The sequence below is a fragment of the Actinocrinis sp. genome (genome assembly GCF_035938995.1).
Lineage (GTDB): Bacteria > Actinomycetota > Actinomycetes > Streptomycetales > Catenulisporaceae > DASZGI01.
Window position 1 is genome coordinate 1 of record NZ_DASZGI010000366.1, and the last position, 10166, is coordinate 10166.

At 69.3% G+C, this 10166-nt stretch carries 8 protein-coding genes and 1 pseudogene; 7 read left to right on the forward strand and 2 right to left on the reverse strand.

Annotation, left to right across the window (positions count from 1 at the left end):
* From VGZ32_RS28920 to VGZ32_RS25455, 3 genes are all read left to right on the forward strand, one after another.
* On the forward strand, positions 1-145 hold a 145-nt coding region (locus VGZ32_RS28920; RefSeq protein ID WP_349263745.1), incomplete at its 5' end, for a DUF397 domain-containing protein.
* Positions 146-424: 279 nt separating this feature from the next.
* A complete protein-coding gene (locus VGZ32_RS25450) occupies positions 425-1225 on the forward strand; it encodes an SAM-dependent methyltransferase (RefSeq protein ID WP_326888726.1) in 801 nt (266 codons plus the stop codon).
* Between the two features lie 343 nt (positions 1226-1568).
* On the forward strand, positions 1569-4424 hold the full coding sequence (locus VGZ32_RS25455) for a penicillin acylase family protein (protein WP_326888727.1): 2856 nt from the start codon (positions 1569-1571) through the stop codon (positions 4422-4424).
* On the opposite strand, the gene VGZ32_RS25460 is transcribed toward VGZ32_RS25455, so the two are convergent.
* On the reverse strand, positions 4413-5108 hold the full coding sequence (locus tag VGZ32_RS25460) for a TrmO family methyltransferase domain-containing protein (protein WP_326888728.1): 696 nt from the start codon (positions 5106-5108) through the stop codon (positions 4413-4415). The two genes, VGZ32_RS25455 and VGZ32_RS25460, sit on opposite strands and share 12 nt — an antisense overlap.
* A 420-nt stretch (positions 5109-5528) precedes the next feature.
* Here VGZ32_RS25460 and VGZ32_RS25465 point away from each other — a divergent pair, with 420 nt between their 5' ends.
* From VGZ32_RS25465 to VGZ32_RS25480, 4 genes are all read left to right on the forward strand, one after another.
* Positions 5529-6212, forward strand: a complete 684-nt coding sequence (locus VGZ32_RS25465; protein ID WP_326888729.1) for a GOLPH3/VPS74 family protein — start codon at positions 5529-5531, stop codon at positions 6210-6212.
* A gap of 87 nt (positions 6213-6299) precedes the next feature.
* The gene (locus VGZ32_RS25470) at positions 6300-7790 is read left to right on the forward strand and encodes an APC family permease (RefSeq protein ID WP_326888730.1); all 1491 of its coding nucleotides are present in this window, start codon (positions 6300-6302) and stop codon (positions 7788-7790) included.
* A 5-nt stretch (positions 7791-7795) separates the two neighbouring features.
* On the forward strand, positions 7796-8560 hold the full coding sequence (locus VGZ32_RS25475) for a GNAT family N-acetyltransferase (RefSeq protein WP_326888733.1): 765 nt from the start codon (positions 7796-7798) through the stop codon (positions 8558-8560).
* Between the two features lie 395 nt (positions 8561-8955).
* The gene (locus tag VGZ32_RS25480) at positions 8956-9885 is read left to right on the forward strand and encodes a ribonuclease BN (protein ID WP_326888731.1); all 930 of its coding nucleotides are present in this window, start codon (positions 8956-8958) and stop codon (positions 9883-9885) included.
* Positions 9886-10035: 150 nt separating this feature from the next.
* Here VGZ32_RS25480 and VGZ32_RS28925 read toward each other — a convergent pair.
* A pseudogene (locus VGZ32_RS28925) lies at positions 10036-10166 on the reverse strand (GNAT family N-acetyltransferase); the annotation flags it as partial.

Here is a 10166-nt window from a genome sequence, read left to right on the forward strand (position 1 = left end):
GGAGGTCCTGAAGTTGCAGGACGGTCGGATCGCGCTGCGCCAGTCCACCGACCCGGCGGGTCCTGCCCTGGTGTACACGGCCGGGGAGATGACCGCGTTCATCGAGGCGGCCAAGACCGGCGCCGCCGACTTCCTCCTCGAATAACGCCCACCGGCGTTCTTCGAACTTCAATTTCAGCTATCTAGGGAAAAGCGCCACAGAGCAATACACGCACAATCCGGCAAGCTCAACTGAATAGACTCAACAGAATAGAGCAGTACCGGCGCAGTCGCTTTGGTTGCGGAAAGTCCCTCCCCCACGCCTTACCCCCACAGGCCGGGGACAGACCAAAGACCCGAATCCGACAGCGCCGCGCGGGCCGGGCGTCGCCGCACACCGGCGCCCGGTCCGCACGCTCGGTCGAGAGTGAGAGGGCGTGACGGCATGATCGACGAGGGGTATCCGGCCGACCGGATCGACACCAGCAGACCGCATCCCGCCCGCATGTACGACTACTACCTCGGCGGCCGGGACAACTACGACGTCGACCAGGACGCCGCCGAGCGGGTGATCGCGAGCATCCCCAGAATGCGCGACTCCGCGCGGGCCAACCGGGCCTTCCTCGTCCGGGCCGTGCGCACCGTGGTCGGCGACCACGGCATCCGGCAGATCATCGACATCGGCACCGGCATCCCCACCTCCCCGAACATCCATGAGATCGCCCAGTCCACCGCCGCCGACACCAGCGTCGTCTACGTCGACAACGACCCGATCGTGGCGGTCCACGCCGCGGCGCGGCTCATGGGCGCCGGCCGAACCTTGTTCGTGCTCGGAGATCTGCGCCGGCCCCAGGAGATCCTCACCGACCCGGACATCGCCGCGGCGATCGACCTCGGCCGGCCCGTGGCGGTCGTCCTCGTCGCCGTCCTGCACTTCATCACCGACCAGGAGAATCCCGGGCGCATCGTCGACACCCTGCGGGACGCGCTGCCGTCCGGCAGCTTCCTGATCCTCAGCCACGGCACATACGAGACGCTGATCGACGACCCGACCGAGATCTACCGCGTGTACCGGTCCGCGACCGCCACCCTCAACCTGCGCTCGCTGGCCGAGATCCGTTCCTACTTCGGCGATTTCGAGCTGCTGGAGCCGGGCGTCGTCACGGTCGCCGAATGGCGCCCCGAGCCCGGCTCGACCGACCGCCGCCGCTTCGGCTTCTACTGCGGGGTCGCGCGCAAACCCTGAACCGGCCGCGCGGCCGGGTGGTGTGAACGGGGCCGGGACCGGCGCCGCCACGCGATCTTCCGCCCTGCCCGCCGCACGCCGAAGCGCGTGCTTCGGCGCCTTGACTTTGAAGCCTGACGAACCAGGTAAGGACCCTTCTTCTGTTGCGGGAGCGGTGTGCCGCCTTCAGATTTGAATGATCCTCATGTTTTGGCCAAGAGTTGCCAAGAGCTTGAAGGACTCTTTGCCCTACCCGCGAGTAGGTTGACGCGCCGCAAGGCGTCCATAACCGCGCGTTATTTCGCTTGCCTGGGAGGGCTCAGCGTTGCGCCGCACCCACATCAGTTCCCGCCGACACCGCCGCGTGTCCGCCCTGGTCGCAGCTGTCGCGGCCGCGGCGCTCTTCGGATCCGCCGCCGCCAGCACGGCGAGCGCGGCCGTGCCCCTCGGCTCGGCCGTCACCGACTACTGCCCCCAAACCTGCTCCGACGTGCTGCCGCCGGGCGAGAACGGGGCCGAGACCCTGGCCGACATCCTGCTGTTCAAGGTGTTCGGCGTCCGACCCTCGCACAACAACGACCAGCTTTCGAACTACGCGAACCTCGCCTCGTCGTACACCGGTCTGACCGACGGCCAGATCGACAACTTCTACAACGACTCCGCGCTCGGCGTGCCCCCCTCGCAGGTCGAGCGGACCGAGACCCCCGAACCCGGTGTCACGATCCTGCGGGACAAGGCCACCGGGGTCCCGCACATATACGGCAACACCCGCGCCGAAACCGAATACGGGGCCGGATACGCCGGCGCCGAGGACCGGCTCTGGGTGATGGACCTGCTGCGCCACATAGGCCGCGCCGAGCTGACCTCCTTCGCCGGCGGCTCCCCGGCGAACCGGACGCTCGAGCAGAACCTCTGGAGCACCGCCCCCTACACCGAGGCGGACCTCCAGGCCCAGGTGACCGCACTGGCCGCGGACGGGTCCCGCGGCGCCCAGCTCAAGGCGGACATCGACAACTACCTGGGCGGCGTCAACGCGTACATCGCACAGGTCCAGGCCGCCAACGACTTCCCCGGCGAATACGACCTCACCGGCCAGTCGATGGCGCCCTTCACCGAGACCGACCTGATCGCCGTCGCCGGCGTCATCGGCGGCCTGTTCGGCAGCGGCGGCGGGGCCGAGCTCCAGTCGGCGCTGGTCAAGGAGGCCGCGGAGCAGGCGTACGGGACGGCCGAGGGAGACGCAGTCTGGGCCGCGCTGCGCGAGCAGAACGACCCCGAGACGACGCTCACCCTGCACAACGGCCAGAGCTTCCCGTACGGCGAGACCTCCGGGACGGTCACCGGCGTCGCGATGCCCGACCCCGGCTCCGTCAACGCCGCGAACATGGTGCAGAACCCGACCGGATCGGCGGCCGGCAGCACCGCGGCCATCGGCACGGTCAGCCCCGCCGCGACGGCCAAGGTCGCCGCCAAGCTGCCCGCGCCGCTGCGCTCGAAGGTCGGCGCGCTCAACGGCCTGAACAACTCCGGCGCGATGCCAGGGCTCAGCTTCCCGTCCCCCGGCCATCACCCCGGCATGTCCAACGCGCTGGTCGTTTCAGCCGCAGACAGCGCCTCGGGCCACCCGATCGCCGTCTTCGGCCCGCAGACCGGCTACTTCGCCCCGCAGCTGCTCATGCTCGAGGAGATCGAGGGCCCGGGCCTCAGCGCCCGCGGCGCCGCCTTCGCGGGCCTCAACTTCTACGTGGAGCTCGGCCGCGGGCCGAGCTACTCCTGGAGCGCCACCTCCGGTGAGCAGGACAACGCGGACACCTACGCGGTGACCCTCTGCAACGCGGACGGCTCCCCGGCCACCACGAGTTCGACCTCGTACATGTACCACGGCGTCTGCACCCCGATGGACAAGCTGGTGCAGCACGACTCGTGGAGCCCGACGCTGGCGGACGGCACCGCGGCGGGATCCTACGACCTGACGATCTATCGAACTAAATACGGGCTCGTGCAATACACCGCGACAGTCGGCGGAGTGCCGGTGGCCTACGCTGTCCTGCGCTCCACATATATGCACGAGGCGGAGTCGGCCATCGGATTCCAGATGTTCAACGATCCGAGCGTCATGTCCACGCCCCAGGGATTCGAGAGCGCCGCGTCCAACGTCGCCTTCGACTTCAACTGGTTCTACGTGAACTCGGCGCACACCGCCTACTTCAACTCGGGACTCAACACGGTACGGGCGCCGAACACCGACCCGAACCTGCCGATGTGGGGCGTGCCCGCGGACGAGTGGCAGAACTGGGATCCGACCTCGAACACCGCGTCGTACACCCCGGCGTCGGCGCACCCGAACTCGATCGACCAGGACTACTACGTCAGCTGGAACAACAAGCAGGCACAGGACTACAGCGCCGCGGACGGGAACTTCAGCTACGGCCCCGTCCAACGCGTCGACCTGCTGGACCAGGGGATCAAGTCGTTCCTGGCCACCGGCGCGAAGTTCACCAGATCCTCGCTGGTCCAGGTCATGGAGCAGGCCGCGGTGACCGACCTGCGCGGCAAAGAGGTGCTGCCGATGCTCCTGCAGGTCATCAACAGCCAACCGGTGACCGACCCCAACCAGCAGGCGCTGGTGAACGAGCTGACCACGTGGATGAACGCCGGTTCCACGCTGAGCCAGACCTCGACCGGGGCGACGAGCTTCCAGAACTCCGCGGCCATCCAGCTGATGGACGCCTGGTGGCCGCAGCTGCTCCAAGCCGAGTTCCAGTCCGGCATGGGCAGCGGGCTGTTCAACGCGGTGGTGAACGCGCTCCAGCCCAACGAGTCACCCTCCGGCGGCCAGAACATCACCGGCACCGGCGCGGTGTCCTCCAACCAGGCCCAGCCGCACAAGGGCTCTTCGTTCCAGTTCGGCTGGTGGGGTTACGTCAGCAAGGATCTGCGCGCCGTGCTCGGCCAGAGCGTGCAGGACCCGCTGCCGGTGACCTACTGCGGCAGCGGAAGCCTTTCCGCCTGCCGTAGCGCCCTGCTCAGCTCCCTGACCTCGGCCGCCGCCGAGTCGGCTGCCACCGTCTACCCGGGCGACTCCACCTGCTCGGCGGGCGACCAGTGGTGCGCCGACAGCATCATCCAGGACCCGGTCGGCGGGATCACCGACCCGCCCACCACCTGGCAGAACCGCCCCACCTTCCAACAGGTGGTCCAGTACCAGTCAGGCCCGTGACAGCGCCGGAGGGCCGGGATCCGCGTCCGAGCGCGGTCCCGGCCCTCCGGGCGCCGGACACGGCGCGATGTCGAGCACCGGCGTGCCCGGTGGCGCGGACAGATCGAGTACGTGCAGATCCACGTCCACCGCGGCCAGCAGCTGGCAACGCGATACCGCTATCCGATTCGCCCGCACGCTGCCCGGCCGCGCGAAAATGCCCACCCGCCGCGGCGCGTGCTCAAAGCGCATCCGCTCCGCCGCGAGCCGGGGATCCGGGCGCAGATAACAGACCACTTCAACGTGCGAATAGTCCTCGAGCCCTGCCAGATCGGCGGCGCGGTACCGGGAGGTGTCGAGCCGGATCACCGACGTGGTCCCGTCATCGCGCCGCCCGATGACGCTGCCCACCGGCACCGGCGCGACCAGCCCTGCCCGCGGACGCCGCCCGTCCGCCGCAGCGACCGTCCAAAGCCCGACCAGCGCGCCCCCGGCGCCCAGCACGGCGTCGCAGTCCACGGCCAGCTCCTTGCTGGCCCGCCGCACCGCCTTCTCCACCTTGGCGATCAGGTCGGGGTGCACATGCACCGCCCGCGCCAGAGCGGCCTGCGACAGGCCCGCGCGCAACCGCCACGAGCGCAGCTCGGCGCCGAAGCGGTCCCGCGCCGACAGGTCGGGATTGAGCGACTTGGGCGCCTGCGACACCAGAGCCTCCCGTGGAGGGTATGGACAGACGGCGGCCATACCTTACCTCGGGCGGCCACACTCATGCAGACAACGGCCGTGTCTGCATGGCAGTATTCGAGCACGGCGACGAGGCCGCGACGCGAGACGCGCGTGGCCCGGCCGCGCGCGCTGTCGCCGTCCCCGCCGAGGTCCGCAATACCCGATGACGACGCGCGGCGCCATGCAGACAACGGACTTGTCTGCATGGCAGTACTCGACGGCGCTATCACAAAGAATCTGGAATGTTCACAGAATGCTTCGCGGCGGTCTCCCGACGTCGCGGAAAGGTCCGAGGCGCCACGGATCAGCAGCGCGGAGAGACGAGAAGGAGAGCAGGGCGACGGTGCGCAGCGGCAGGGCGAGACGGACCGCCACGGCGAAGAAAGGCCAGTGAGCGACATGGCCGTGCCACCTCCGCAGGACGGCGGACCGGCGTATGCCGAAGGCCGGCTGGCCGACGAGTTCTTCCTGATGGCCCACGACGACGAATCCGGCCGCACCCGCCTGCCCGAACGGATCACCGGCCTGGGGCTGGCCGCCGCCCTGCTCGGCGAGCTCGCCTTGGAGGAGCGGATCGAGATGCGCGCGGGCCTGCTCGACGTGCCGCCCCGCGCCGGCGGTCTTCCGACCCCCGCTGACGCCCTGACGGCCAGGGTGCTGCAGTACCTCGTCGCCGAGCAGCATCCGGTGCGCACCTGGCTGGCCTTCTTCGCCCGCACCGCCCGCGACGACGTGGCCGGCCGGCTCGCGGCCGCCGGGGTGGTCGCCCGCAAGCCGCGCCGCCGCCCCTGGCAGCCGGACGGATGGGCACCCACCACGCCCAACGCGGGCACCCTGCCCGCCGCCCGGCTGGTGACCCAGCTGATGCGCGGCAGGCCGCTGAGCGAGCAGCAGACCGTCCTGGTCGGCCTGCTGCGGGCGACCGGGCTCGACGAGGTGATCCTCTGGGAGGTGCGGGAGAGCGCGCCCGAGACGGCCCGCCACCTCGCCGAGGAGATCGCCGCGCTCAAGCCGTCGCTCACCGAGCTGATCAGCCAGACGGAGGCCGCGGTCGGCGCCGCCATCGCGAGCCACCGCACCTGAACCACCCGTGGAGTACATCAGTGCACAGCGCGCCACCACCGCACCAGCGAAAACGTCTTACCCACGCTTCGTCAGAAGGAGCCTGATATGGCAAGGAACGCGCCGGTCGCGCCCGGCAGTGTCACCGCGGCGCTGGCCCACGACCGCCTCGGAATACCCTCCGTGGCCTACTTCGTGCTGGCCGGAGTGGCCCCGTTGACCGTGACCGCGGGCGTGGTGACGACCGCGTACGCGATCACCGGGGTGACCAGCATCCCGGCCGCCTTCATCCTGGTGGCCATCGTGCTGTGTGTGTTCAGCGTCGGCTACGTCGCCATGTCGCGCCACATCAGCAACGCCGGCGCCTTCTACGCCTTCATCAGCCGCGGCCTCGGCCGGGAGGCGGGCGTCGCCGGCGCGCTGATCGCGCTTGTGGCCTACAACCTGCTCCAGGTGGGTCTGTACGGCATGTTCGGCCCCACGCTCGAAGCCTTCATCCAACAGAAGGCGAACGTGGACATCAAGTGGTGGATCTACGCGCTCGCCGCCTGGGCCGTGGTGACCGTGCTCGGCCTGGTCCGGGTCGACCTGAGCGGCAAGGTGCTCGGCGTCCTGCTCACCGTCGAGCTGATCGTCATCGTCGCGCTGTCGATCTACGGCGGCGTGCACCCGGCGGGCAACCACGTCAGCTTCCACACCCTGAACCCCTCCGACCTGACCAAGGGCGGCATCGGGGCGGCGCTCGCCGTCGCAGTGCTCGGATACGTCGGGTTCGAGCAGTCCCCGGTCTACGCCGAGGAGGCCAAGAACGCCAAGCGCACGATCCCGGTCGCCACGTACCTGTCGCTCATCCTGATCATGGTGGTCTACGCGGGCGCCTCCTGGGTGATGGCCGAGCACTATGGCGACTCGAAGATCGCCTCCGTGGCCGGCCAGCAGGGTCCTGGGACGCTGTTCGGCATGGGCAACGACTTCCTCAACAACGCCGGGCAGGTGCTGTTCATGACCTCCCTGTTCGCCGCCGCCCTCGCGTTCCACAACGCCTGCTGGCGCTACGCCTTCTCGCTCGGCCGCGAGCAGGTGCTGCCCGTCACGCTCGGCCGCACCGGCGCCAACGGCGTGCCGAAGTTCGCCTCCGCGGTGCAGAGCGCGATCGGCCTGGCGGCCATCGTGATCTACGCCATCGGCGGGTGGAACCCGATGACGGACCTGTTCTTCTGGCTGGGCACCACCGGCGGCTTCGGCATCCTGATCCTGCTGGCGCTCACCTCGGCCGCCGTCATCGTGTACTTCGCCCGCAACCCGGGCGGGGAGAATATCTGGCGCCGGCTGATCGCGCCCGCGATCTCCGCCGTGCTCTTGGTCATCATGGTGTACCTGGTGGCGAACAACTTCTCGACCCTGCTCGGCTACACCTCGCCGTCGGTGGCCGGCAAGATCCTTCCGTCGCTGTTCGTGGTGGCCGCGGTCGTCGGCGTCGGCTGGGCGCTGTATCTGCGCGCCGACCGGCCCGACACGTACGCCGTGATCGGGCTGGGCCCCGAGGCGGCGACCGGGCAGAGCGCCTCGGTGGGTGAGCTGGCCGAGGAGAACGTGTGAGCGCGATGAGCCAGGACACTGATCATCAGGGCCGCGCCGTCGCCCGGGACGCTGTCAGTAATAACGACGCTGTCAGCAATAACACAGTCGGTAAGAGCACTGGCATCCGGGACAACGCGACCAAGGGCTCGGTGAGCCAGCGCGCGACCGATGGCGGCGTGGCGCGGGTAGTGTTCGCGCAGCCCGGCGACGCGCCGCGGTTGAGCGCCGTCATCGCCGCCGCGTTCCGCGATCTGGCCGCTTCCACCTGGCTGGTCCCCGAACAGGGGGAGCGGGCGCGGATCTTTCCGGACTACTTCCGCATCTATGTCGATCACGCGATGGCGTGCGGCGTCGTGTACACCACGGCGGAGCGCGACGCGGTGGCCCTGTGGCTGCCGGCCGGGGCGGGCAACGAGCTGCCCCCGGCCGACTACGACTCCCGCCTGGCCGCCGTCACGGGGCCTTGGCTGGACCGGTTCCGAGCGTTCGACGAGCAGTTGGAGAAGCACCACCCGGCCGGGGAGCGGCACCACCATCTGGCCATCCTGGCGGTGCGTCCGGAGCGCCAGGGCCGGGGCTTGGGCAGCGCGTTGCTGGCCGCCCACCACAGCGCGCTGGATCAGGCCGCGAAGCCGCTTCCGGCGTATCTGGAGGCCGCCGGAGCCGACAGCCGCCGGCTCTACGCGCGCCACGGCTACCAGGACATGGACGGCATCCTGCGCTACCCGGACGGGCTCTCGAACCGCCCCATGATGTATCCCATGTGGCGTCCGCCGCGCGGGATCTGAACCTCGCCGTACTTGAGATCTCGCTGTACTTAAGATGCGGTGGACCCGGCTGAATTCGGCCGGGTCCACCGCATCTCCGTGCATGGCGCACTCGTATGCACGGCGGCGCCGGGTCTTCGGTTCAGAAGTTTGAGAGGCGAGTGCGACGTGGGCCTCTCGGGCAATCTCCGTGCCTCTTCGGGCAATCGCGCTCTAGCAAGACTCAAGGGCGGATTCGTAGCTTTGCCACAGGCGCAAAGCGCTGCGCTGACGGGTGCGCCGACGATTACCTGCAGTCCGGGAATTCTGAGGGCGACATCAGGCGAAACTGAACACAAGGTCAAGTGTGCACCAAGTGCGCTTTGACGTCCGCGTTCACCCTGCGTATCGGCGCTGCGCTTGTTAGCCTGACCTCCGTGGTCACTACTTCCCCTCCGAACAGCCGCACCCGGGCCGTGCTCCGGCCGGCACCCGAGCGGCGCGGCCCGCACGGCCACGGCGAGCCGGACGAGCCCTACCTGGGCGCACCGGCGGTACGGAAGATCGAGGGCGACAGTACTGGGCACGGAGCGTTACGAAACTTCATCAGCCAGTGCTGGAAGCGCGGGGTGGAGATCGAGCTGATGCACCGGGCCTTCGGGTTCGCCGCGCTCGGTTTCGTCACCCTGGTCCCGCTGCTCATCGTGGTCGCCGCGGCTGCCCCGCTCAACCACCGCACCTTCTCGCAGTGGATCATCGCGGGCATCGGCCTGTCCGGTAAGGCGTCCCGTGCGGTGAACGGGCTGTTCGCGCCCTCCACGCGGGTACTGTCGACCACCACCGCGCTGAGCGTCGGAGTCCTGGCGGTGTTCGGACTGTCCTTCGCGACCATGGTGCAGTCCGGTCTGGCCCGGGTGTGGGACCTGCCCGCGGCGCGGCTGATCTCGGTCTGGCGGCGCGTGGTGTGGCTGGCCGCGCTGGTCGGGGTGCTCCTGGTGGGCGCCGACATGGTCACCCTGCTCAACGACTCGCCGCTGCTGCTGGTGCTGCGCTGGTGCGCGACGGGCGTGGGCGCCACCTGCTTCATCTGGTGGACGACGCACTTCCTGCTCGAGGACCGGGTCTCCTGGCTGGCGCTGCTGCCGGGGGCGCTGCTCACCGTGGCGGGGCTGGTCGGCCTCCGGCTGTTCTCGGCGGTGATCTTCTCGCCGCTGATCGTCTCGAGCGCGGTGACGTACGGCGCCGTCGGCACGATGCTGATGGTGGTGTCCTGGCTGATCGGCATCGGGTACGTCTTTTTCGGCGCGGCGCTGGTGGGACGGGCCGCGCACGAGAGCATCGACGGACACGACGGGGTCAGACGGTAACGGGGTCAGACGGTAATCGGACGTTCGACCGATTCCGCGGGACCGCGTCGCGACACGTCTCCGATTCACAGACGGACACGACGGGGTCAGACGGTAATCGGACGTTCGACCGATTCCGCGGGACCGCGTCGCGACACCTACCTCTCCGATTCAGAGCGGCTCGCTGGTCGAGCGCCCCAGGTGGGTCAACGGTCCCGCGTTCGCGACCGGGATGACGTGGAAACCAAGGCGGTCGTAGAACGCGCGTGCCGCGGTGTTGGCCGTGAGCATCCCGAGGAACA

Bases quoted from the DNA above. Each gene is read 5' to 3' on its own strand.
- VGZ32_RS25450 (WP_326888726.1), top strand. From the start codon at position 425: ATGATCGACGAGGGGTATCCGGCCGACCGGATCGACACCAGCAGACCG.
- VGZ32_RS25475 (WP_326888733.1), top strand. From the start codon at position 7,796: ATGAGCCAGGACACTGATCATCAGGGCCGCGCCGTCGCCCGGGACGCT.
- VGZ32_RS25465 (WP_326888729.1), top strand. From the start codon at position 5,529: ATGGCCGTGCCACCTCCGCAGGACGGCGGACCGGCGTATGCCGAAGGC.
- VGZ32_RS25470 (WP_326888730.1), top strand. From the start codon at position 6,300: ATGGCAAGGAACGCGCCGGTCGCGCCCGGCAGTGTCACCGCGGCGCTG.